Genomic DNA, 24,028 nt, shown 5'->3' with positions numbered 1-24,028 from the left:
ATATAAAAAAGCCCCGCCAGCGTGGCGGGGCTTTTCAACAGCTTAAGAATTGCAGGCAGTAATTACTGGCCTTTTACTTCTTTCAGGCCGCGGAACGGAGCCTTGGCACCCAGGGCTTCTTCGATACGGATCAGCTGGTTGTACTTGGCAACACGGTCAGAACGGCTCATGGAACCGGTCTTGATCTGGCCAGCAGCGGTACCCACGGCCAGGTCGGCGATGGTCGCGTCTTCGGTCTCACCGGAGCGGTGGGAGATGACGGCGGTGTAGCCAGCGTCCTTGGCCATCTTGATGGCAGCCAGAGTTTCGGTCAGGGAACCGATCTGGTTGAACTTGATCAGGATGGAGTTGGCGATACCGTTGTCGATGCCGCGCTTCAGGATCTTGGTGTTGGTTACGAACAGGTCGTCACCCACGATCTGGATTTTCTTGCCCAGTTCAGCAGTCTGGTAGGCGAAGCCTTCCCAGTCAGATTCGTCCAGGCCATCTTCGATGGAGACGATCGGGAACTTGGTGGTCAGGTCGGCCAGGTAGTCGGAGAACTCGTTGGAGGTGAAGATACGGCCTTCGCCCTTCAGGTTGTACTCTTTCTTCTCTGCGTCGTAGAACTCGGAAGCGGCGCAGTCCATGGCCAGGGTGATGTCGGTGCCCAGCTTGTAACCGGCAGCGGCAACGGCTTCGGCGATCACTTCCAGCGCTTCGGCGTTGGACTTCAGGTTAGGTGCGAAACCGCCTTCGTCGCCCACTGCAGTGGCGTAGCCCTTGGACTTCAGTACCTTGGCCAGGTTGTGGAAGACCTCGGCACCCATGCGGATGGCTTCTTTCAGGGTCTTGGCGCCAACCGGCTGGATCATGAACTCCTGGATGTCGACGTTGTTGTCGGCGTGCTCACCACCGTTGATGATGTTCATCATCGGCAGCGGCATGGAGTAGACACCCGGGGTGCCGTTCAGCTCGGCGATGTGGGCGTACAGCGGCAGGCCCTTGGCAGCAGCAGCGGCTTTGGCGTTAGCCAGGGAAACGGCCAGGATGGCGTTGGCGCCGAACTTGGATTTGTTCTCGGTACCGTCGAGGTCGATCATGATCTGGTCAATAGCGGCCTGGTCCTTGGCATCTTTACCCAGCAGAGCCTGAGCGATCGGGCCGTTAACAGCTTCGATGGCTTTCAGCACGCCTTTACCCAGGAAACGGCTCTTGTCGCCGTCACGCAGTTCCAGCGCTTCGCGGGAACCGGTGGACGCGCCAGACGGAGCGGCTGCCATACCAACAAAACCACCTTCCAGGTGAACTTCGGCCTCAACGGTCGGGTTACCACGGGAGTCGATGATTTCACGACCGATCACTTTAACGATCTTGGACATGTGTATTTCCTCAGGTTTCGTAAAAAAACAACAAAAATATGCCAAAAAAAGCGGCTGCGGCACAGAGCCCCAACCGCATTTATTTTCAATTACTTCAAATTACGCTTCTGATACTCGCCTGCCGCCTTCACAAAACCGGCGAACAGGGCGTGGCCATCACGGGGAGTCGAGGTGAACTCCGGGTGGAACTGCGCCGCCACGAACCAAGGGTGATCCGGAATCTCGATAATTTCCACCAGCTTCTTGTCGGCGGAGAGACCGGTGACCTTCAAGCCTGCCGCTTCGATCTGCGGCAGCAGCTTGTTGTTCACCTCATAACGGTGACGGTGACGCTCGTAAATGGTCGGGGTGCCGTACATCTGGCGCACCTTGGAGCCTTCTACCAGGTGGCAGAGCTGGGAACCCAGACGCATGGTGCCGCCCAGATCGGATTTCTCGGTGCGGGTCTCGACGTTGCCTTCTTCATCCACCCATTCGGTGATGAGGCCAACAACCGGGTAGGCGCAATCTTTCTTGAATTCGGAGGAGTGAGCCCCTGTCATGCCAGCCACGTTGCGAGCGAACTCGATCATGGCAACCTGCATCCCCAGGCAGATACCCAGGTAAGGGATCTTGTTCTCACGGGCATACTGGGCGGCCAGGATCTTGCCTTCCACGCCACGCTCACCGAAGCCACCCGGTACCAGGATAGCGTCCAGACCTTCCAGCAGCTCGGAGCCACGGGTCTCGATGTCCTGGGAGTCGATGAACTTGATGTTGACGGAGAGACGGGTCTTCAGGCCGCCGTGCTTGAGCGCCTCGTTGACGGACTTGTAGGCATCCGGCAGGGAAACATACTTGCCGACCATGCCGATGGTCACTTCTGCGGTCGGGTTGGCCTCTTCATAGACCACCTGTTCCCACTCGGACAAGTCAGCTTCCTTGCACTCCAGGCCGAAACGGGCGATGAAGTAGTCATCCAGATTCTGGGACTTCAGCAGCGCCGGGATCTTGTAGATGGAGTCGACGTCCTTCATGGAGATGACGGCGCGCTCCGGCACGTTGCAGAACAGGGCGATCTTGGCACGCTCGTTGGCCGGAATGGCGCGATCGGAGCGGCAGATCAGCACGTCCGGCTGGATCCCGATGGAGAGCAGCTCTTTGACGGAGTGCTGGGTCGGCTTGGTCTTCACTTCACCGGCAGCGGCCAGGTAAGGAACCAGGGTCAGGTGCATGAACATGGCATTGTCGCGGCTCACTTCGGCAGCCAGCTGACGAATGGCTTCGAGGAACGGCAGGGACTCGATGTCGCCCACTGTACCGCCCACTTCGACTATGGCCACCTGATGGCCTTCGGCGCCGGCAATCACCCGCTCCTTGATGGCGTTGGTGATGTGCGGGATGACCTGGATGGTGGCGCCCAGATAGTCACCACGACGCTCTTTGCGCAGCACGTCGGCATAGATGCGGCCGGTGGTGAAGTTGTTGCGACGGGTCATCTTGGTGCGGATGAAACGCTCGTAATGGCCCAGATCCAGATCGGTCTCGGCCCCGTCCTCGGTTACGAACACTTCACCGTGCTGGGTCGGGCTCATGGTGCCCGGATCCACGTTGATATAGGGGTCCAGTTTCATGATGGTCACATCCAGACCACGGGCTTCCAGAATGGCTGCCAGAGAAGCTGCGGCAATGCCTTTGCCGAGGGATGAAACAACGCCACCAGTTACAAAAATATATTTTGTCGTCATGCTGAACCTGAAAGAAGTTTAGGGAATTTTAAGGGGTGCTTCGGGGATGAAGCAGGACGGGGAAACAGTATACCAAAACCCCCTCTCCCAAACAATGAACAAAAATCTATCAGGCTCGCCGCCCCCTCGTCTTGCGCCAAATCAACTTTGCTCGGTTTCCTTGGCCCGACCCCAGGCTGCATCCAGCTTCTCCAGGGTGCAATCGGTCATTTTCAAGCCCTCCGCAGCAATAAACTGCTCAACCTGACGAAAGCGGCGTTCGAACTTGGCGTTGGCGCCCCGCAGCACCTGCTCTGGATCCTTGCCCAGATGGCGCACCAGGTTGACGGTGGCAAACAGCAGATCCCCAAGCTCGTCACTCACCCTCTCTTCGTCCACGTCGACCATCAGCGCCTCTTCCATCACCTCCTCGATCTCCTCGTGGATCTTGTCCACCACAGGCCCGAGGGTCTTCCAGTCGAAGCCGACGGTGGCGCAGCGCTTCTGGATCTTGGCGGCGCGGGTCAGGGCCGGCAGCGAGAGGGGGATGTCGTCCAGCACGCTCTCTTTATCGAGGGCCGCACGCTCCTTGGCCTTCTCCGCCTCCCAGTTCACCTTGACCGCCTGCTCGTCACCGAAGTCCGCCTCGGAGAACACATGAGGGTGGCGGCGAATGAGCTTCTCGCTCACCGCATCGACGATATCGGCAAAATCGAACAGTCCCTGCTCCTTGCCAAGCTGGGCGTAGAAGACCACCTGGAACAGCAGATCGCCCAGTTCACCCTTCAATCCTTCCCAATCCTGGGTCTCGATGGCATCGGCCACTTCGTAGGCCTCCTCCAGGGTGTGGGGCACTATGGTCTGGAAGCTCTGCTTGAGATCCCAGGGGCAGCCCCCGTCCGGGGAGCGCAACTGAGCCATGATGTCGAGCAATTGAGGGAGGTCGTAACGTTGGGACATGAGAGGGTCGCTTCACTTCGTTGAAAGGGTTAAAACAGGACCGGCCACGGAGGCCGGTCACTTTTTATGGGGTATCAGAGGCGCTTGGCGCTGATCACGTCGTTGAGCTGGCTGAGCTTGGCCAAGGCCCGGTTGAAGGCGTTGATGTTGTAGATCTCCAGCTCCATGTCGATCTCGGCGGTCTGCTCGCGCACGTTGGAGCGCGAGCGCACCCCCATGACGTTGATCTTCTCGTTGGCCAGCACTGTGGTGATGTCCCGCAGCAGGCCGGATCTGTCGTTGGAGAGGATGCGAATGGTGAGACCATAGCCGCCGGAGTAGTTCTCCCCCCAGACCGCATCGATCAGTCGCTCCGGATTGCGGCGAGAGAGCTCTTTCAGCTGTTCGCAATCTTCCCGGTGAATGGAGACGCCGCGGCCCATGGTGATGAAGCCCTGGATGGAGTCCCCCGGGATGGGCTGGCAGCAGCGGGCAATGTGGGTCATCAGATTGCCGACCCCTTCCACTACGATGTGATCCTTGGCCTTGGGACGGAAGGGCGCATTGGCCTTCTGCTCCAGCTTCTCCAGCAGGCGGCGGTCTTCTTCCTCCGCCGTCGGCTTGTTGTAACGAGTGTCGAGGTAGTTGAGCAGCTGGTTGATGCGGATATCGCCGCTGCCGATCCCGGCCAGCAGATCCTCCAGCTCCTCCGCATGGAAGCGTTCCAGCACCACCTTGTCCACCTTGGAGAGGGTCAGGTTGTGCCTGTCCAGCTCCTTCTCCAGCAGCTCCTTGCCGGCGGCAATGTTCTTGTCCCGATCCAGCTTTCTGAACCAGGTCGCCACCTTGGCCCGCGCCCGGCTGGAGCGCAGGAAACCCGCATTGGGGTTCATCCAGTCCCGGCTCGGGTTCGGTTCCTTCTGGGTGATCACCTCCACCTGATCGCCAGTCTGCAGCGTGTAGGTAAAGGGCACTATGCGGCCATCCACCTTGGTCCCGATGCAGCGGTGGCCGATCATGCTGTGAACGTGATAGGCGAAATCGAGCGGAGTGGCCCCCGCCGGCAGGTCGATGACGTCCCCCTTGGGGGTGAACACATAGACTCTGTCCTCGAACACCTGACTGCGCAGATCGTCCAGCAAAGAGCCGCTCTCGGAGAGATCCTCCTGCCAGGCGAGGAGCTTGCGCAGCCACTCGATCTTGTCTTCGAAGGTACTGGTCTTGGCGGCGGCCTGAGCCCCTTCCTTGTAGCGCCAGTGAGCCGCGACGCCGAGTTCGGCATCCTGATGCATCTGCTCGGTGCGGATCTGGATCTCCACCGTCTTCCCCTCCTCCCCCACCACCACTGTGTGGATGGACTGGTAGCCATTGGGCTTGGGGTTGGCGACATAGTCGTCAAACTCGCGGGGAATGTGGTGGAAATGGGTGTGAACTATGCCGAGCGCCGCATAGCAATCCTGCAGCCGCTTGGTGATCACCCGCACCGCGCGCACGTCGAACAGCTCGTTGAATTCGAGGTGCTTCTTCTGCATCTTGCGCCAGATGCTGTAGATGTGTTTCGGGCGGCCGTAGACTTCGGCCTCGACCCCGGCCTCCGCCAGCGCATCGCGAAGGGACTGCACGAACTCGCGGATGTAGCGCTCCCGATCGAGTCGTTTCTCGTCGAGCTGCTTGGCGATCTGCTTGTAGGTATCCGGGTGCAGGTAACGGAAGGCGAGATCTTCGAGCTCCCACTTGAGCTGACCTATACCGAGGCGGTTGGCAAGGGGCGCATAGATGTTGGTGATCTCCTGGGCCATCAGCACCCGGGTCTCCTCATCCGCCAGCTTGGCCTCCCGCAGGCAGGCGATCCGCTCCGCCAGCTTGATGACGACGGCGCGCACATCCTCCACCATGGCGAGCAACATGCGGCGCACGTTGTCCACCTGCTCCGGCGAGGTCTCGCTGCGGTGCAGGGTCTGCAGGGAGCGGATGGCCTCCATCTCCAGCACCCCTTCCACCAGCTTGGCGATCTTGGGGCCGAAGTCTTCGTTCACCTTCTCCTGCTTGATGAGACCGGCTTCGACGAAGGGATAGAGAATGGCCGACTTGAGGGTGGCGAGATCCATGCTGAGCATCAGCAGTATGCCCACCATCTCGACCCCACGCACCAGCAGGCGGCTGGTGAGCGCCTCGTCGCCAAGCGTCAGACAATACTGGTAGACGGTTCGCAGTTGATTCTTGTCACTTTCACTTAAGGAGAGGGAGCTGACCCACTCTTCCAGAGTGAAATTGTCTTTCAAATGAATTTCGCGCACCGCAACCATGGTATCAATCCTTAAAATTGTGGGGCCGGGAAAGCCGATGCTTTCTGCCATCCCCTCATCAGCTGATGACTGCCTCAAATGGGGATGCGCGAAAGAGTTTTCAAGGCATGTTGCCGATCCCGGCAACAGGTTTCTCTCGCACATCAGGTCCATTTTTGCAGATCTAGATTACCCTAATCACCCCTGCTCAAACAGCGCTACCGGCATCGGAAGGCCGACAAAACGCAGCCCCGGCAATCTGAAAACAGCCTGCTCAATCCCGTTCAAACAGCGCCATGGACTCCAGGTGGCCGGTGTGGGGGAACATGTCCAGCATCCCCAGACGGGCCAGTCGATAACCCCCCTTCACCAGCACCTGGCTGTCCCGGGCCAGGGTGACAGGGTTACAGGAAACATAGACCACCCGCTTGGGCGAAAGTGCCGCCACGTGGCTCATGACTTCCAGCGCCCCTGGCCGGGCCGGATCCAGCAGCACCAGATCGAAGCCTTCCCGCGCCCAGGACATGCCGACTATGTCGCCGCTCAAGTCCGCCTTGTAGAAACGGGCGTTGTCGATGCCGTTGCGCCGGGCATTCTCCTCGGCACGGGCCACCATGGCGAGCTCTCCCTCTACCCCCACCACTTCACGGGCCTGACGGGCCAGCGGCAGGGTGAAGTTGCCGATGCCGCAGAACAGATCCAGCACCTTGTCGTCCTTGGTCGCTCCCAGCCACGCCAGCGCCTGGGTCACCATGCTCTGGTTGATGGGGCCATTGACCTGAATGAAGTCGCCAGGGGCGAATGCAAGAGACAGGCCATCGAGGGTGTAGCTCGGCTGAAATTGTTGGCGCAGGGGTTCGATGCGCTCATCCGCCGCCTGAAGGTAGAGGTCTATCCCCTGGGCCTCGGCAAACGCCACCAGCAGGGCGCGATCCGCCTCGTTGGGGCGACCAGTGTGGCGCAGCAACATCATGATGCCCTGTTCGGCCTGGATGAGCTCCGCATGCCCCAGCTCGCGCTGGCTCTTCAAGCGATTGAGGCACTCGCGCAGGGGGATGATGAGAGCAGAGAGGGGATCGGCCAACACGGGGCAGCCCGCCACCTCCACCAGGTCATTGGATTGACGGCGACGGAAGCCCACCCGGGTGCAGCGACCGTTCTTGTCAAACTTGATGGCGAGACGGCAGACCCGGCGGTAGGCGCGGGACTCCCCCTTGAGCACGGGCTCGAGCGCCGGCGCCTTGATGTTGCCAAGGCGCTCGAACAGGCTGACCAGCCCGGCCTCCTTGACCGCCTGCTGATCCGCTTCGCCGAGGTGCTGGGCACTGCAACCTCCGCACTCGCGATAATGGGGGCAGAAGGGATCGATGCGATTGGCCGCCGGGGTCACTATCTGTTGCAGGGCGGCGTGGGCATAGTGCTTCTTGTCATCGACGATGCGAGCCTTGATCAGCTCACCGGGGAGTGCCCCTTCGACGAAGATGGCCTTGCCCTGATGACGGCCGACACCGACACAGTGGTGGTCCAGACTGTCTATCGTAAATTCAATACGTTGGGGCTGGGTGGATTTCTTTTGGGGCTTGAAAAACTGGGCCATAAAACTTGGTGCCTATAGGTGGCTATGTCATGATTGTGGAATCTGCAGCAGGCCATTGTCCCACAAGAATAATAGTATGACCAAATGCGGCCTGAGGGCCCGAGCTGCGGCCTCTGCCCCATTGACCAATCTGACCATAAGTGGCCCATTGATATGACAGGATACGGCCTGAGCGCCCTTACGGTGACATCGACTGTATTGCCAGCCCTCCCCCTGCGCCCACAGGCCCCCGGGGCCATGGTCTTCATCATGTTTGCCGGCGGTTTATCAGCATGACCAAGTACGGCCTCAGAGCCCGTGTACTGGCATTTACCATATTGCCAACCCTGATCATCGGCGGCCTGATCGCCGGTTACTTTACCTTCCACCGCTACCATCAGCTGGAAAACAACCTGATCGATCAGGGCATCAACATCATAGAGCCCCTGGCCATCGCCAGTGAATACGGCATGACCCAGCACAGTCGCGAATCCCTCAAGCGGCTGATAGGGCTGACCCATCGCAAGAACTCCCCCTTCATCAAGTCCATCGCCGTCTTCACCCAGGACAACCAGCTGTTCGTCACCTCCAACTACCACAGGGACTTCAGCCAGCTGCGCCTGCCGGACGGCAGCGCCATCCCGGCCCTGACCAGCGTCACCTTCAACGGCGATGACATCATATTGCGCACCCCCATCCAGGCCGAGACCAGCCTGGACGGCTTCCCCCTGCCGAGCGATCTGGAGCCGCCGGTCATCGGCTACATCTCCATGCAGCTTGCCACCGACAGGGCCATAGTCCTGCAGTATCGCGACGCCTTCTTCGCGGTGATCATAGTGCTCATCGGTCTCGCCATCAGTACCCTGTTCGGCTTCCGCCTGGTCAAGAGCGTGACCCAGCCCATCACCGATATGGTGCAGGCGGTGCACAGGATCAGGGAGGGGCGCCTCGATACCCGGGTCAGCGGCCAGCTCACCGGCGAGCTGGACATGCTGAAGAACGGCATCAACGCCATGGCCAAGGCGCTCTCCGAATACCATGAGGAGATGCAGCAGAACATCGATCAGGCGACCTCGGATCTGCGAGAGACGCTTGAACAAATAGAGATCCAGAACGTCGAGCTCGACATGGCGAAGAAACGGGCGCAAGAGGCGGCACGGGTCAAATCCGAGTTTCTGGCCAACATGTCCCACGAGCTGCGCACCCCGCTCAACGGCGTCATCGGCTTCACCCGCCAGCTGCTCAAGACCAGCCTGACCCCGAGCCAGACCGACTACATGCAGACCATAGAGAAGTCGGCGCGCAACCTGCTTGGCATCATCAACGACATCCTCGACTTCTCCAAGCTGGAGGCGGGCAAGCTGCAGCTCGAGCATATACCGTTCAGCCTGCGGGACACCCTCAACGAGACCATGCACCTGCTGGGGCCGAGTGCCCACGACAAGCAGCTCGAGCTCTCCTTGCAGGTGGACGCCGCCGTGCCGGACTACCTCACCGGCGACCCCATGCGCCTGCAACAGGTGCTGACCAACCTCGCCGGCAACGCCATCAAGTTCACCGAGCGCGGCAACGTCGATGTGCGCGTCGAGCAGACCGGTGCCCCCAACGGCAGCAAGGTACGCCTGCGGGTCCTCATCCGGGATACCGGCATCGGCATCTCGGAAGAGCAGCAACGCCAGCTGTTCCAGGCCTTCAATCAGGCCGACTCCTCCATCTCCCGCCGCTATGGCGGCACCGGGCTTGGCCTCGTCATCACCCAGAAACTGGTGCAGCAGATGGGAGGCCAGATCCGCTTCGAATCCGAGCTTGGCAAGGGCTCCGTCTTCTCCTTCAACCTGGAGCTGGATGTCTCTCCCCTGCCCCAGACCGAGCGGCTGCCGCTGGATCGCATCCTGGGCAAGCGGGTCTGGCTGCTGGAGCCGGATCCCTTCACTCACGCCTCCCTGCTCGCCCTGCTGGCCGAATGGCAGCTGGACGTGCAGTCCCTGACCATGACCGACGACTGGCCTGAGATGGGCAGCCAGGACATGGTGATCATCGGCAGCAGCACACTGCACACCCCGCAGCAGGTGATCACCCGTCTCGATGGCCTCAGCGGGCAACAGAACACCATAGTGCTGCTCAGCAGCCACGAGCCGGCGCTCTATGACGCCATGCTGGCCCATGGCGCCGCCCACTGCCTCTCCAAGCCCATCAACCACCGCAAGCTGCTGCACGCCCTGCTCTCCCCCGAGGCGGCCAGGCGCACGCCGCTGCCCGCGCCGACACCTCACCGGGTACAGGCCGTCAAGGTGCTGGCGGTGGATGACAACGCCGCCAACCTCAAGCTCATCGCCGCCATGCTCAAGGAGATGGTGACCGAGGTGGTGGTGTGCAAGAACGGCAAGGAGGCGGTCAACCTGGCCCAGAGCCAGCCGTTCGACATCATCTTCATGGATATACAGATGCCCATCATGGATGGCATCAGCGCCACCCAGGCGATCCGCCATCACTCCCTCAACACCGAGACCCCCATAGTCGCGGTCACCGCCCATGCCATCCCGGGCGAGCGGGAGCGCCTGATCCGCCAGGGCATGGACGACTACCTAGCCAAGCCCATCGACGAGGGCATGCTGGCGCAGCTCATCACCGACTTCGCCCACAGGCGCCACCAGAACCAGGGGGATCAGCAGATAGACTGGACCCTGGCGGTGCGCCAGGCGGCGGGCAAGCCGGAACTCGCCAAGGAGATGCTGACCATGCTGCTGGCCAGCTTCGACGAGGTGGAGCCCATGCTGGACGAGGCGCTGGCGGGCGGGGTGGAGGATGCCGAGGTGCTGGCCCAGCTCCATCGCCTCAACGGCGGCTGCGCCTACTCGGGGGTGCCCGGCCTGCAACGCCTGCTCTCCCAGCTCGAGCAGCAACTGCGCGACGGCGTGCCCGTCAGCGAGCTCGAACCCGAGCTGCTGGAGCTGCAAGATGCCCTGGAGCAGGTGCGGCGGGAGGCCCCCCGCTACCTCTCCCTGGCCGAGTGAGGCGCTTTTTCTGACTGCGGGGCCCGCAGATGGTAAAATCGCGCCGTTTCCACAGGAGTCAACATGACCAACAACGATATTCTGCGCCGCCTGCGCTACGCCCTCACCATCAGCAACGATCAGATGGTCGAGATGTTTGCCAAGGGCAACCTGACCGTCGATCACGCCCAGCTCCACAGCTGGTTGCTGAAAGAGGCCGCGGAAGGGGAAGAGCAGGAAGCAGGCTATGCCGCCTGCCCGGACTCGGCCCTGAGCCAGTTCCTCGACGGCTTCATCGCCGTGCGTCGCGGTGTGCGGGAAAATGCCCCGCCCCAGGTGATCCCGAACCGGATCAACAACAACCTGATCCTGCGCAAGCTGCGCATCGGCCTCGACTACAAGGAAGAAGACATGCTGGGCACCCTCAAGCTCGCCAACTTCAACCTCTCCAAGTCCGAGCTGAGCGCCCTGTTCCGCGCCAAGGATCACAAGCACTACCAGGATTGCGGGGATCAGATCCTGCGCAACTTCCTCATCGGCCTCACCGCCAAGTACAGGTCAGAGCCATGAGCCCGCGCGCGCACGTCACCCTCAGACAGCGCGCCTGAGCCATGGGCCAGCGCACCTGCCCCCCGTCATTCCGCCTGGGCGGCAGGCCGCGCTGGCCATCCCTTGTTTCCCCCTGGCCAGAGAGATGCCGCACCATACTGCTGTCACTCTGCCTGCTGCTGGGGCTCGGCGCCTGCCAACCGGCGCCTTATCAGCTCTCCACCCGTCATGTCAGTGCCAACCAGAATGAGCGCATCGCTTTTCTGATCCTCCACTACACCGACGAGGAGGACGCCCGCTCCCTGCGCCTGCTGACCAAACCCGAACACAAGGTGAGTGCCCACTACCTGATCCCCCGCGACACCGAGCAACGCCCGCTCCTCGTTTACCAGCTGGTGCCCGACAGCCAACGCGCCTGGCACGCCGGTCGCAGCCGCTGGCATCAGTATGCCGGGCTCAACGCCAGCTCGCTGGGCATTGAGATAGTCAATCTGGGTTATCCCACGGAAGACGAATCCCTGCCTGCCCACCTGAGGCGCTGGCAACCCTATACCCGGGCCCAGATAGCCGCTCTCGGCGCTCTGGCCCGGGATCTGGTCGATCGCTACCAGATCCCCCCCACCCAGGTGCTGGCCCACAGCGACATAGCCCCCGAACGCAAGCAGGATCCCGGCCCCCACTTCCCCTGGCGCGAGCTGGCCCTGCACCATGGCGTCGGCGCCTGGCCAGACGAGGCCAGAGTGGCCGAACTACGCCAGGCGCCACTCCCCGTCTGGGATGCGCAGCAATGGCAGCAACAGCTCGCCCGCTACGGATATGGGGTAGCCCCAAGTGCCGCCTGGGATGAGCAGAGCCGCGCCGTCCTGCGCGCATTCCAGCTCCATTTCCGCCCCGCATTGATCACCGGGGAGCCGGATGCCGAGTGCCAGGCCATCCTCATGGCCCTGCTGGAGCGCTATTTCCCCGAGCCGGGCTGAGCCCCCCGAAAACAACAAGGGACGCCGAGGCGTCCCTTGTTTGTGCAATGCAGGCAGACCGGCATCAGATCCCCTGACGGGCTTCCTGCATCAGCAGGCGCATGTCACTGACCGCCTTGGCCAGACCGTCGAAGGCGGCACGGCCTATGATGGCGTGGCCGATATTGAGCTCATAGAGCTCGGGAATGGCGGCGATGGCCTTGACGTTGTGGTAGTGCAGGCCGTGGCCGGCATTGACCTTAAGCCCCTTGCCAGCGGCATAGGAGGCGCCGGCAGCGATGCGCTTGAACTCGGCGTTGCGCTCCGCATCCGTGGTGGCATCGGCATAGCGACCGGTGTGGATCTCGATGAAGGGGGCACCACTCTCGGCGGCCGCATCTATCTGGATGGGGTCGGCGTCGATGAAGAGCGACACCTGGGCACCGACGGCCGCAAGGCGGGTCACCGCATCGGTGATCTTGTCGAGCTGACCGGCCACATCCAGGCCGCCCTCTGTGGTCACCTCGGTGCGCTTCTCCGGTACCAGGCAGACGAACTGGGGTTTGATGCGACAGGCAATACCGATCATCTCCTCGGTCACCGCCATCTCCAGGTTCATCCTGGTCTGGATGGTCTGGCGCAGTATCTCCACGTCGCGGTCGGTGATGTGGCGGCGATCTTCGCGCAGGTGCACTGTAATGCCATCGGCACCGGCCTGCTCGGCCACGAAGGCGGCCTGGACAGGATCGGGATACTGGGTGCCGCGGGCGTTACGCAGAGTGGCGATATGGTCGATGTTCACACCCAGATAGATTTCACTCATTGAGGACTCCTTGAAACTCTTCATCTGTTGACTGCGCGGCTACCGCGCGAATATCCGTATATCAGCTCGTAGGTTCGATTAGCGCAGCGTAATCGGACGTAGGTAACATTCTTACCGTGTCAGGTAACGCCGCAGAGCGGTTAACCCAAGCTATTCCGGCGTTTTAAAAACAACTCCCGGCTCTTTAACTGGCGTTTACCCAGATAGGGCTGCAGCGCCAGCCTGCTGAAACGCTTGGCCGCCTGCAGCAAGGGAGGGGTATCGAAGCGCCCCTCGGCGAAGGCCAGCAGGTGGGCGCCGAGGAACAGGGTACGGGGATCCGGCGCCCGCTCGCAAGCGACAAAGCCTAGCTCCCGCTCGAAGCCGTAGAGCAGCTCGGGCTGGATCGGGGAGTCGTCGTCGGCGGCATATTCGAAGTCCACCGCATAGCCAAGAGCCTGCAACAGCAGGAACTCGAAGCGGCGCAGGGGCAGCTCTGGCGTCTCGCCGTCCGCCAGCGCCATCAGAGCACGGGCATAGGCATCGAACACCTCGGGGAAGGGGGTATGGGCTTCGAGCAGGTAGTAGACCAGCTCGTTGAGATAGAGACCGTAGAAGAGGCGATCGCCACCGAGTCGCAGGGAGTGATCCGGGCATTCGACCTGGGCGAGGTTCTTGAGATCCCCCTTGCCACGCCAGCTCATGGTGAGCAGGGTGAAGGGTTGCAGCAGCCCCTTCAGAGGGGAGCGTGGCCCGCGAGAACCGCGAGCCACCAGGGTAAATCGGCCGCTATCCTGGGTGAAGACCTCGACCAGCTGACTGGTCTCCCGATAGGGCCGACTGTGGATGACGAAAGCCGGGTTCAGCAATCAGTCAGCGCCACTTAATCGTCACCGTAGCCAAGACTGCGCAGGGCGCGCTCGTCATCGGCCCAGCCGGACTTGACCTTGACCCAGAGCTCCAGGTGCACCTTGTTCTGGAACAGGCGTTCCATGTCGAGGCGAGCTTCGGTACCTATGGTCTTGATCTTTTCGCCCTTGTTGCCGATGACCATCTTCTTCTGGCCATCGCGCTCCACCAGGATGAGGCCGTGGATGTGGTAGAGGCCGTTCTCTTCCACCTTGAAGCGCTCGATCTCCACCGTCACCGAGTAGGGCAACTCCTCGCCGGTGAAACGCATCAGCTTCTCGCGGATGATCTCTGAGGCCATGAAGCGGGACGAGCGGTCGGTCACGTAATCTTCCGGGAAGAAGAAGTTGTTCTCCGGCAGCAGATCCTTGGCCCACTCGCGGATCTTCTCCACATTGGTGCCCTTCTCGGCACTGATGGGCAGTATGTGGGCAAAGTTCATCTGCTGACCCAGCCACTCCAGGTGGGGCAACAGATCTTCTTTCTCTTTGACGTTGTCTACCTTGTTGACCGCCAGCACCACGGGGCAAGGCAGGTGGCGCAACTTGCCGAGCACCATCTCGTCGTCCTTGGTCCAGTGGGTACCGTCGACCATGAAGACCACCATGGCCACATCACCCAGGGAACTGGTGGCGGCACGGTTCATCAGGCGGTTGATGGCCCGCTTCTCTTCGATGTGCAGACCCGGGGTATCCACATAGATGGTCTGATGGTTCTCCTCGGTGTCTATCCCCAAAATCCGGTGACGGGTGGTCTGGGGTTTCTTCGAGGTGATGCTGACCTTCTGGCCAAGCAGCTTGTTGAGCAGGGTGGACTTGCCCACATTGGGGCGGCCCACGATGGCGACAAAGCCGCAGTAAGTGGTATCTGTATCCGTCATGACAGTTTTTCCAGTGCCTGTTGTGTTGAAAGACCGCGGCCTCTTGCATCAATAGCAGTCATGACAGTCTTTCCAGTGCTTGCTGCGCTGCGGCCTGTTCGGCCTTGCGGCGGCTGGTGCCGACCCCGACCAGCGGACCATCCAGGCCATCCACGTCACACTGGACGGTGAACTCCTGGTTGTGGGCTTCGCCCTTGACGTTGGTCACTGTGTAAGTCGGCAGGGATTTGCGGCTTCCCTGCAAAATTTCCTGCAGCCGGGTCTTGGGATCCTTCTGCTCTATGCCTGGTTTTATCTCGTCCAGGCGGCTGGCGTACCAGCCGAGCAACAGAGTCCGCACCCGCTCCAGATCGGTATCCAGATAGACGGCGCCGATCACCGCCTCGACAGTGTCGGCCAGGATAGACTCGCGACGGAACCCGCCGCTTTTCAGTTCGCCGGGCCCCAGGATCAGGTGATCCCCGAGGTCGAACTCCCGGCCGAGTTCGGCCAGGGTCTTCTCCCGCACCAGGGTGGCGCGCATCCGGCTGAGATCCCCTTCCGCCGCTTGCGGGAAGCGGTGGAAGAGGTCATCGGCAATCACCAGACTCAGGATGGAGTCCCCCAGAAATTCCAGTCGCTCGTTGTGACGGGAACCGGCGCTGCGGTGGGTCAGCGCCCGGGTCAGCAGCTCTTGATCCTGAAAGACATGCCCGAGACGGGACTGCAGTCTGTTCATCTTGATATTCATTTACTTGATTCCGCCAATGCGGTTGAAGCGCACACCGGTCGGCACCCAGCTTGGCAAGCTGGATCCTTCCTCGCGCTCAAATTCGAAACTGATCCAGATGGCAACCGCCTTGCCCACCAGGTTCTGCTCGGGCACGAAGCCCCAGAAACGACTGTCGGTACTGTTGTCACGGTTGTCACCCATCACGAAATAGTGGCCTTCCGGCACCACCCACTCATCCGGGTAGGTACCGGGCTGGCGATAGTAGCGGTCCACCAGGTCCGGCATCAGGGGGTTACGCAGGGTCTCGTGAGAAACTGTGCCCAGCTGCTCTGTGTAGCGATCCAGCGGGATCCCCATCTGGCTGAACTCCCCCCGTTGCTCGAACTTGACGTCGAGCTTCTTGAAGCCCGGGCACGTTTTCCCTTCCTGCTCCTCGCACTTGGGCCGGATCATCAGCTCCTTGTTGCGATAGATCACCCGATCGCCGGGCATGCCGACCACCCGCTTGATGTAGTCCACCCGGGTATCCAGCGGATACTTGAACACCACCACATCGCCACGCTCGGGAGAACCCGTCTCGAGGAACTTGGTGTTGGTCACGGGATCACGCAGGCCGTAGGCGAACTTCTCCACCAGGATGAAGTCGCCCACCAGCAGGGTGGGCATCATGGAACCAGACGGGATCTGGAACGGCTCGAAGATGAAGGAACGCAGGATCAGCACCAGCGCTATGACCGGGAAGACACCACCGGTCTGCTCGATCCAGACCGGCATGGGAGCCACCTTAGCCAGCGTCTTCTCATCGATGTTCGAGCCGGCGTTGGCACGGGCGGCCGCAATCTTGGCCGCCCGTTGCTTGGACCATACCAGCTTGTCGACTGTCCAGATGATGCCGGTCAGCAGAGTGACTATGGCCAGGATCAGGGAAAAGGTGCTTGCCATTTATTAATCCTTTCCGACGTGGAGAATGGCGAGGAAGGCCTCTTGCGGCACGTCGACACGGCCCAGGGACTTCATCCGCTTCTTGCCTTCTTTCTGCTTGTTCAGCAGCTTTTTCTTACGGCTCACGTCACCGCCGTAGCACTTGGCGGTCACGTCCTTGCGCAGGGCCTTGACCGTGCTGCGGGCGATGATCTGGTTGCCGATGGACGCCTGAATGGCGATGTCGAACATCTGGCGCGGGATCAGCTCACGCATCTTCTCAACCACCTGGCGACCGCGATACTGGGCGTTCTCCTTGTGGGTGATGATGGCCAGGGCATCGACGCGCTCACCGTTGATCATGATGTCGAGGCGGACCATCTCGGAGGTTTCGAAGCGCTTGAAGCCGTAATCCAGGGAGGCGTAGCCGCGACTGGTGGATTTGAGGCGGTCGAAGAAGTCGAGCACCACTTCCGCCATCGGGATCTCGTAGGTCAGCGCCACCTGCTTGCCGTGATAGACCATGTTGGTCTGCACGCCACGCTTCTCGATACAGAGGGTGATCACGTTGCCCATGTACTCCTGCGGCAACAGTATGTTGCACTCGGCGATAGGCTCGCGCATCTCCTTGATATTGTTGACCGGAGGCATAGCCGCCGGGCTGTCGATATGGATGGTCTCGCCGTTGTTCAGCTCGATTTCATACACTACGGTCGGTGCCGTGGTGATGAGATCCAGATCGTATTCCCGCTCCAGACGCTCCTGGATGATCTCCATGTGCAGCATGCCGAGGAAGCCACAACGGAAGCCGAAGCCCAGTGCGGTGGAGCTTTCCGGCTCGAAGAACAGGGAGGCATCGTTCAGGGAGAGCTTGTCTAGCGCGTCACGGAACGACTCGTAGTCATCGCTGGAGATGGGGAACAGACCCGCATAGACCTGCGGCTTCACCTTCTTGAAGCCAGCCAGCGCCTTGTCGGCACCGTTCTTGGCTTGCGTCAGGGTATCGCCCACAGGGGCGCCGTGGATGTCCTTGATGCCGCAGACGACCCAACCTACCTCGCCACAACCCAGGCCCATGGTGTCCACTTGCTTGGGGGTGAAGATACCGATGCGATCCACGCCCCACACCTGACCGGTGCTCATCACCTTGATCTTGTCGTTCTTCTTGAGCGAACCGTTCTTGATGCGCACCAGGGAGACGACGCCAAGGTAGGAGTCGAACCAGGAGTCGATGATCAGCGCCTGCAGCGGGGCATCCGGATCACCTTCCGGTGACGGGATACGGGCCACTATCTCTTCCAGCACCAGATCGACACCCAGGCCGGTCTTGGCGGAGCAACGCACCGCATCGATGGCGTCTATGCCGACTATGTCCTCGATCTCTTCCGCAACCCGCTCGGGTTCTGCGGCAGGCAGATCGATCTTGTTCAGGATGGGCACCACTTCCAGCTCCATCTCCATGGCGGTGTAGCAGTTGGCCAGAGTCTGTGCCTCAACCCCCTGACCGGCATCCACCACCAGCAGAGCCCCTTCACAGGCCGCCAGGGAGCGAGAAACCTCGTAGGAGAAATCCACGTGGCCCGGGGTGTCGATAAAGTTCAGCTGATAGGTGTTACCGTCTTGTGCCTGGTAGTTCAGGGTCACACTCTGTGCTTTGATGGTAATGCCGCGCTCGCGCTCCAGATCCATGGAGTCAAGCACCTGAGCCTGCATCTCGCGGTCGGACAGGCCGCCACAAGTCTGGATCAGACGGTCCGACAGGGTCGATTTACCGTGGTCGATGTGCGCAATAATCGAAAAGTTACGAATGTGTTTCATCGAGCAAGAATCACTCAAAATTAAGTTAGGGTCGGATATGAGGGCAGGATTTTACTGGATAACCAGGTCGACGGCCAATCTTTAGTCGGCGGGCACCAGAAATAGCGCCTTGTCTGGCGGGCCCTCGGCACCAAAACGGCGGCGACGGGGCCAGAAAAGGGGAGCGCCGCTCAGGAGAGGTGGCGGGTATTGAGTACCACACCGAGCATGCGGGGACCATATTCCCCTTGCTCGAGCCGGGCAGAAAAGTAACGAACCAGTAAAAATCCGACTGTGCCTCCCAGCAGGCAGCTGAGGATGGTGACGCCCTCCCCCGCCGATAGCAGCGGCGCCAGCCAGAGCTGACCGAGCAGGGCACCGAGCAGCAGGCAGAACAACGGCAGCACATAGACCAGGGCAGCACCCCGCAGTATGCTCGCCTGGGGAATGCCGAGCCTGATTTGCTGACCAACCAGGACCTCGGCGGTCAGCGCCACCCGCAGTCGCTGCGACTTCAGGGAAAAGGCCTTGGCGACTGTGCCGGTACCGCAGTTGGACTGCTGATGGCAGCCGCTGCAGGCGGAGCGCCGTTCGCACTCCACCCAGGCATAGGCCCCCTCGACGGCCACCACTGTTGCCAGCTCTTCGCTCATGTTACTCACAGGATGACTCCAGACGAACGGCTATGGATTTACCCGATCTCAGCACGGTCGTCCCGGTTCGGCAAGTGGCAGCATGCCACCTCACTGTACCGCCTCGTTGCGGGCCAGCGGCTGCACCGACTCGGCGATGCGCTTGGCCGTCTCGGTGGGAACTTCCCCGACCACGGTGATCTCCACCCCGACCTCGTTGACGAAACTCACCAGCGAGGTGGCTCCCTGGCGGATCAACTGCTGGCGCACCGCCTGCTTGGGATCGACCCGGGAGACATAGACGGAGAGATCCACCACACCGTCAGACAGCATCATGTAGTCCACCGGCAGGCTGGTGCTGACCAGCTGGTGCCTGTCCTGAGAGAGTACCTTGAATCCACCCGGCAGCCAGGTCAGGTGCCAGCTCAGGGTCTGCTGGGGTGCGGGATAGGCGTCTTCCAATGCCAGCGCATCGGGCAGCTTGCTGCGGGCCAGGGTGACAAGCCAGGGCGCCGGCGCCGGCTGCCTGTCCAGATCCACACCCAGCACCTGTTCGACCAGGTTACCCTCCTTGTCCACCATGTCCACCCGCAGCAGCAGATGACTCTGCTCGTCGACCCAGAGCACAAAGCCATACTTGTCCGCCTCCTTGGGCACCAGTCTCACGACCTGAGCCACCAGGCCGGCCACCCGGCTGCGACCGGCCAGCACGGGATCATAGCTCTCCAGCACCCGGGGCAGCGGCATCTTCACCAGGCTCGACCAGACGCCCGGGAAACGCGCCCCCTTGAGGGTGTAAGGTTCGTGGGTGTTTTCAAAGAAGGTGTATTCGTTCTGGCGTTGCAGGTACTCCACCGCCTTGCCGTCGAGATAACTCAGATGAGCGACCTCTTTGCCATCGATCACCCCGTGGCTGAAGCGAATGGGCTCGAGGCGTCCCTGACGGGCCTTGACCATGGACAACTCAAAATTTTGTTGCGAAACGGCACTCTGCATCTGCTGCAACAAGGCCTCGGCCGACAGATCGTCGGCCGAGGCCTTGGCACAAATCAGCAGGAGAGAGGCCAGCAGAATGAGGCTGGACTGGCGCACGGTCTGATCCCTAAAGATGCGTTATTCCTGAATCTGCTTGTCTTGCAGCAGACGCTGTTGCAATTGATGGTCTCGCAGGAAGGCGTTGATACGCTCGCGCTGCTCCTGCATCTGTTGCTCGTTCAAGCCTTGCTGGCGAGGAGTGGCACGGTTGCCCTCCTGGGGATAGTGCACGCTCACTGGCGTCGCACTGCCACCGACCGGTATGGTGTTGAGCACAGGGTTGGCCGGCATGCCGTCGTTGCCCTGGTACTGTTGCACCCCGAAGATGACGGCGGCAGCCACGGAGGCGGCAATGGCATACTGACCCATTTGCTGGCCAAAGCGACGGATCAAAGGCACCACCTTGCCAGCTGGCTTCACCTGAGGTGCAACAGGTTGCACCGGCTTGGGCGCCAGTATGACGGGTTCGTCTTCCAGTGCCAGCATGATGCTGTCACTGAGATCCAGTTGCAGATTGACCGGCAGGTCTCCCCGCATGGCATCACCGATCAGATGGTAACGAGCCCAGGTATCTTGCAGAGCGGGATCCGTTCCCAGCTCGTTCAGAACCTCCATGTCGCTGAGGTCACCATCCATCAGGGCTGAAAGTTGCTCTTTATTTGCCATAAGTTTGCCTGTCTTTCCCCAGTTTAATTCTCGATCAGAGGTTGCAGCTTTTTGTCGATTGCTTCCCTCGCCCGAAAGATACGGGATCTCACCGTACCCACAGGGCAATCCATGATCTCCGCAATCTCTTCGTAGCTCAGCCCTTCCATTTCACGAAGGGTGATCGCTGTTCTCAAGTCTTCTGGCAAGGCTTCTATGGCGGCAAACACAGTGCGCTTGATCTCGTCGGTCAGCGCCAGGTTTTCGGGGGTGGCCACTTCTTGCAGGGCTTCACCACCACCATAATATTCAGCCTCGTCCGCTTCGACATCACTACTGGGCGGTCTGCGCCCCTGTGAGGTCAGGTAATTTTTGGCCGTGTTCACGGCGATCCGATACAACCAGGTGTAAAACGCGCTCTCGCCACGGAATGTCGGCAACGCACGGTAAGCCTTGATAAAGGCCTCCTGCGCCACATCCGGTACATCGCCCGGATTGTTGACATACCTGGCCACCAGGTTGACCACCTTATGCTGGTATTTTTTTACCAACAGGTTGAATGCATTTTTATCGCCACGCTGGACCCGTTCAACCAGCTGTTCGTCCAGTAGATTCTGGTCGCTCATCAGAGCCGTAAAACCCCCATCAGGTTATCGTTCTTCTTTTCCGGCCCCTTCTAAGCGCACAAGTTCAGACAGGGAGAATCAGAGAAAGTTCGCTTGCATTGAAAAAAATGTGATGCGGGCTGCATCACAACCCCCCTTGGGCTACCATGGGGCCAGTTCTTAATCCAGGCCAATGATACTTATGAAAGCAAGTGTTGAATACCTTTGCGACGTACTGATCATTGGCAGCGGTGCCGCCGGTCTGTCCCTCGCGTTGCGATTGGCAGACCAGGCCAAAGTCCTGGTTCTGAGCAAGGGGCCCATCAGTGAGGGGGCCACTCTCTATGCGCAAGGAGGCATCGCTGCCGTGTTCGACGAGACCGACAGCATCGAATCCCATGTGAGCGACACGCTCAACGCCGGCGCCGGGTTGTGTGACCCGGCGGTGGTGGAGTTCACCGCTCGCAACGCCCGCGACTCCATCCAGTGGCTGATCCAGCAGGGTGTTCCCTTCGATCAGGAAGAGGATGCCGAGGGGGAATCCCACTATCACCTGACCCGGGAAGGGGGTCACAGCCATCGCCGCATCTTCCACGCGGCGGACGCCACCGGCAAGGCGGTGCAGCTCACCCTGATCGATCAGGTCCGCTCCCACCCCAACATCCAGCTGATGGAGCGCTTCAACGCGGTCGATCTCATCACCACCCGCAAGCTGGATCTGCCGGGCAACAGGGTGCTCGGCGCCTACGTCTGGAACCGCAACGTCGAACAGGTCGAGGTGATCCGCGCCCGTTTCGTGGCGCTGGCCACCGGCGGCGCCTCCAAGGTGTATCAGTACACCTCCAACCCGGATGTGAGCTCGGGGGATGGCATCGCCATGGCGTGGCGCGCCGGCTGCAGGGTGGCGAACCTGGAGTTCAACCAGTTCCACCCCACCAGCCTGTTCCACCCCGATGACCCCAACTTCCTGCTGACCGAAGCCCTGCGCGGGGAAGGGGCCTATCTGCGCCGTCCCGACGGCAGCCGCTTTATGCCGGATTTTGATCCCAGAGGGGAACTGGCGCCGCGGGATATAGTCGCCCGCGCCATCGACCACGAGATGAAGCGACTCGGGGCGGATTGCATGTATCTGGACATCAGCCATAAACCGGCGGATTTCATCATCAAGCACTTCCCGACCATCTTTGAGCGCTGCCTCGCGGTCGGCATCGACATCACCAAGGAGGCCATGCCCATCGTCCCAGCGGCGCACTACACCTGTGGTGGCGTGATGATAGACAACAACGGCCAGACCGATATCCCCGGCCTCTACGCCATCGGCGAAGTGACCTACACAGGGCTGCACGGCGCCAACCGCATGGCGTCCAACTCCCTGCTCGAATGCGTGGTCTATGCCCATCAGGCGGGGGCCGACATCCTGGCCAAGCTGCCCATGAGCGTGGAGCCGCCGAGCCTGCCCGCCTGGGACGAGAGCCAGGTGGATGACTCGGACGAACAGGTGGTGATCCAGCACAACTGGCACGAGCTGCGGCTGATGATGTGGGATTACGTGGGGATAGTGCGCACCAACAAGCGCCTGGCCCGGGCCAAGCGCCGCATCGACCTGCTCAAGCAGGAGGTGCAGGAGTACTATGCGAACTTCCGCGTCTCCAACAACCTGCTGGAGCTGCGCAACCTGTTGCAGGTGGCCGAGCTTATCGTCAACTGTGCCCTGGAGCGCAAGGAGTCACGCGGACTGCACTACAACCTCGACTATCCGGACATGCAGCCGAACCCCAAGCCGACAGTGCTGACACCGGATCGGGAGTGATCCGGCACAAGCCAGAGGCGTGCTGTGGACTGCACTGCCTGCCCCCGGACTACCCGGACAGGCAGCCGAACCTCAGGCAGACAGTGCTGACGCCGGATCGGGAGTAAACGACGCCCACCGCCGTCCCTCAGATGACCCCGCCCCGGCGGGGTCATCTGTTATGGGGGGAAGCCGGGGGGTTGGAGGGGGCCAGGTGAATGGCGCGGGCCAGGGCGCGGTAGTGCTCGGGTGCCAGGGCGTCGGAGAAGAGCCAGAGGTGACGCTCGGCGCCCTCTTCCGTCACCAGCCTCAGCCAGAGCACCCCGGGCAGGATGCGGCTGCGGTCATCCAGTCGATGACGTCGCCCTTGCCACTCCAGCCACTCCCCGTCCCAGAGCAGCGGGTCACGCCCCTGGGTGACGGGGCGCCAGGCCAGCCAGAGCCCCAGCGACCAGCAGGGGAGAAACAGCCCCCATTGCCAGCCATGGATCAAGGCGGCAACCGGCCAGAGCAACAGCAGAAACAGGGCAAGCAGCAGCATGCGCTGCCGCCGGGAGGGGATGACGGGCATCAGGACCCGCATCGGGGATCAGCTCAGACGATCGTGACGGGCCTGATTGCGCTCCAGGATCAGGGGGATCATGGCGGCGAAATCGGGGTCGCTCGGCACACCGTGGCCCATGCTCCAGCGGAACAGCTCGGGATCCTCGCACGCCAGCAGGCGGATGAAGGTCTGCTGCTGAGCTTCGCTCAGGGAGTCGAACTCGTGCTCGAAAAAGGGCATAAAGATCACATCCAGCTCGAGCATGCCGCGACGGCAGGCCCACTTCAGGCGGGACTTTTCAATTGGGCTCAACATGGAACTCTCCTTACAAAGACCCGAGGATGGTAGCAGCTGGATTTTCCGGCTGACAAACATTCCTTACGTCTTTACCA

General features: G+C 61.0%; 21 protein-coding genes. 4 read left to right on the top strand and 17 right to left on the bottom strand.

What is annotated here, in order from left to right; translation table 11 throughout:
* Window positions 1–62: 62 nt before the first annotated feature.
* The 5 genes from eno to rlmD form a co-directional block, all read right to left on the bottom strand.
* Window positions 63–1,361, bottom strand: coding sequence for a phosphopyruvate hydratase (eno, locus tag ACF2JD_RS14460; RefSeq protein WP_025328247.1), 1,299 nt, complete (start codon window positions 1,359–1,361; stop codon window positions 63–65).
* An 89-nt stretch (window positions 1,362–1,450) separates the two neighbouring features.
* Window positions 1,451–3,088 carry a glutamine hydrolyzing CTP synthase gene (pyrG, locus tag ACF2JD_RS14455; RefSeq protein ID WP_106885832.1) on the bottom strand — a complete coding sequence of 546 codons (1,638 nt, stop codon included), beginning with the start codon at window positions 3,086–3,088 and terminating at the stop codon, window positions 1,451–1,453.
* Window positions 3,089–3,229: 141 nt separating this feature from the next.
* On the bottom strand, window positions 3,230–4,027 hold the full coding sequence (gene mazG / locus ACF2JD_RS14450; RefSeq protein ID WP_440987660.1) for a nucleoside triphosphate pyrophosphohydrolase: 798 nt from the start codon (window positions 4,025–4,027) through the stop codon (window positions 3,230–3,232).
* 74 nt (window positions 4,028–4,101) lie between these two features.
* Complete coding sequence (gene relA / locus ACF2JD_RS14445) at window positions 4,102–6,312, bottom strand: GTP diphosphokinase (protein WP_025328250.1); 2,211 nt, start codon at window positions 6,310–6,312, stop codon at window positions 4,102–4,104.
* 253 nt (window positions 6,313–6,565) lie between these two features.
* A complete protein-coding gene (gene rlmD, locus ACF2JD_RS14440; RefSeq protein ID WP_440987659.1) occupies window positions 6,566–7,888 on the bottom strand; it encodes a 23S rRNA (uracil(1939)-C(5))-methyltransferase RlmD in 1,323 nt (440 codons plus the stop codon).
* A 272-nt stretch (window positions 7,889–8,160) separates the two neighbouring features.
* Here rlmD and barA point away from each other — a divergent pair, with 272 nt between their 5' ends.
* The 3 genes from barA to ACF2JD_RS14425 all read left to right on the top strand — a co-directional run bounded on the left by barA (window position 8,161) and on the right by ACF2JD_RS14425 (window position 12,386).
* Window positions 8,161–10,881 carry a two-component sensor histidine kinase BarA gene (barA, locus tag ACF2JD_RS14435; protein WP_168235803.1) on the top strand — a complete coding sequence of 907 codons (2,721 nt, stop codon included), beginning with the start codon at window positions 8,161–8,163 and terminating at the stop codon, window positions 10,879–10,881.
* A gap of 63 nt (window positions 10,882–10,944) precedes the next feature.
* Window positions 10,945–11,430: a YehS family protein gene (locus tag ACF2JD_RS14430; RefSeq protein WP_025328253.1), complete on the top strand. Its 486-nt coding sequence runs from the start codon at window positions 10,945–10,947 to the stop codon at window positions 11,428–11,430.
* A gap of 41 nt (window positions 11,431–11,471) precedes the next feature.
* Window positions 11,472–12,386, top strand: a complete 915-nt coding sequence (locus ACF2JD_RS14425; protein WP_440987658.1) for an N-acetylmuramoyl-L-alanine amidase — start codon at window positions 11,472–11,474, stop codon at window positions 12,384–12,386.
* A gap of 64 nt (window positions 12,387–12,450) precedes the next feature.
* On the opposite strand, the gene pdxJ is transcribed toward ACF2JD_RS14425, so the two are convergent.
* From pdxJ to rpoE, 10 genes are all read right to left on the bottom strand, one after another.
* A complete protein-coding gene (gene pdxJ / locus ACF2JD_RS14420) occupies window positions 12,451–13,188 on the bottom strand; it encodes a pyridoxine 5'-phosphate synthase (protein ID WP_042648733.1) in 738 nt (245 codons plus the stop codon).
* A gap of 140 nt (window positions 13,189–13,328) precedes the next feature.
* Window positions 13,329–14,036, bottom strand: a complete 708-nt coding sequence (gene recO / locus ACF2JD_RS14415) for a DNA repair protein RecO (protein WP_042648732.1) — start codon at window positions 14,034–14,036, stop codon at window positions 13,329–13,331.
* A gap of 14 nt (window positions 14,037–14,050) precedes the next feature.
* Entirely contained in the window at window positions 14,051–14,956 is a 906-nt protein-coding gene (gene era / locus ACF2JD_RS14410; protein WP_139745764.1) for a GTPase Era, read from the bottom strand.
* 58 nt (window positions 14,957–15,014) lie between these two features.
* Window positions 15,015–15,686, bottom strand: coding sequence for a ribonuclease III (gene rnc / locus ACF2JD_RS14405; protein ID WP_042648730.1), 672 nt, complete (start codon window positions 15,684–15,686; stop codon window positions 15,015–15,017).
* Window positions 15,687–16,610, bottom strand: coding sequence for a signal peptidase I (lepB, locus tag ACF2JD_RS14400; protein ID WP_042648729.1), 924 nt, complete (start codon window positions 16,608–16,610; stop codon window positions 15,687–15,689). It lies immediately after the preceding gene.
* Between the two features lie 3 nt (window positions 16,611–16,613).
* Entirely contained in the window at window positions 16,614–18,407 is a 1,794-nt protein-coding gene (gene lepA, locus ACF2JD_RS14395) for a translation elongation factor 4 (RefSeq protein ID WP_042648728.1), read from the bottom strand.
* A 170-nt stretch (window positions 18,408–18,577) separates the two neighbouring features.
* A complete protein-coding gene (locus tag ACF2JD_RS14390) occupies window positions 18,578–19,039 on the bottom strand; it encodes a SoxR reducing system RseC family protein (RefSeq protein WP_395950169.1) in 462 nt (153 codons plus the stop codon).
* 90 nt (window positions 19,040–19,129) lie between these two features.
* Entirely contained in the window at window positions 19,130–20,110 is a 981-nt protein-coding gene (locus ACF2JD_RS14385) for a MucB/RseB C-terminal domain-containing protein (RefSeq protein WP_106885822.1), read from the bottom strand.
* Between the two features lie 21 nt (window positions 20,111–20,131).
* On the bottom strand, window positions 20,132–20,719 hold the full coding sequence (locus ACF2JD_RS14380; RefSeq protein WP_106885821.1) for a sigma-E factor negative regulatory protein: 588 nt from the start codon (window positions 20,717–20,719) through the stop codon (window positions 20,132–20,134).
* 23 nt (window positions 20,720–20,742) lie between these two features.
* Window positions 20,743–21,324 carry an RNA polymerase sigma factor RpoE gene (gene rpoE, locus ACF2JD_RS14375; RefSeq protein ID WP_106885820.1) on the bottom strand — a complete coding sequence of 194 codons (582 nt, stop codon included), beginning with the start codon at window positions 21,322–21,324 and terminating at the stop codon, window positions 20,743–20,745.
* Window positions 21,325–21,505: 181 nt separating this feature from the next.
* Between rpoE and nadB the strand changes: the two genes are divergently transcribed.
* A complete protein-coding gene (gene nadB, locus ACF2JD_RS14370; RefSeq protein ID WP_171276845.1) occupies window positions 21,506–23,113 on the top strand; it encodes an L-aspartate oxidase in 1,608 nt (535 codons plus the stop codon).
* 151 nt (window positions 23,114–23,264) lie between these two features.
* Here the strand turns inward: nadB and ACF2JD_RS14365 are convergent, their stop codons facing one another.
* Together ACF2JD_RS14365 and ACF2JD_RS14360 are read right to left on the bottom strand one after the other, a co-directional pair.
* On the bottom strand, window positions 23,265–23,663 hold the full coding sequence (locus tag ACF2JD_RS14365) for a protein YgfX (RefSeq protein WP_440987702.1): 399 nt from the start codon (window positions 23,661–23,663) through the stop codon (window positions 23,265–23,267).
* Between the two features lie 18 nt (window positions 23,664–23,681).
* The gene (locus tag ACF2JD_RS14360; RefSeq protein ID WP_163137646.1) at window positions 23,682–23,951 is read right to left on the bottom strand and encodes an FAD assembly factor SdhE; all 270 of its coding nucleotides are present in this window, start codon (window positions 23,949–23,951) and stop codon (window positions 23,682–23,684) included.
* Window positions 23,952–24,028: the final 77 nt, after the last annotated feature.

It is taken from the genome of Aeromonas ichthyocola (assembly GCF_046087985.1).
GTDB classification, from domain to species: Bacteria; Pseudomonadota; Gammaproteobacteria; order Enterobacterales; family Aeromonadaceae; genus Aeromonas; species Aeromonas rivipollensis.
The sequence above is the reverse complement of the archived record's forward strand: the minus strand, read 5'-3'. Positions and strand labels throughout refer to the sequence as shown.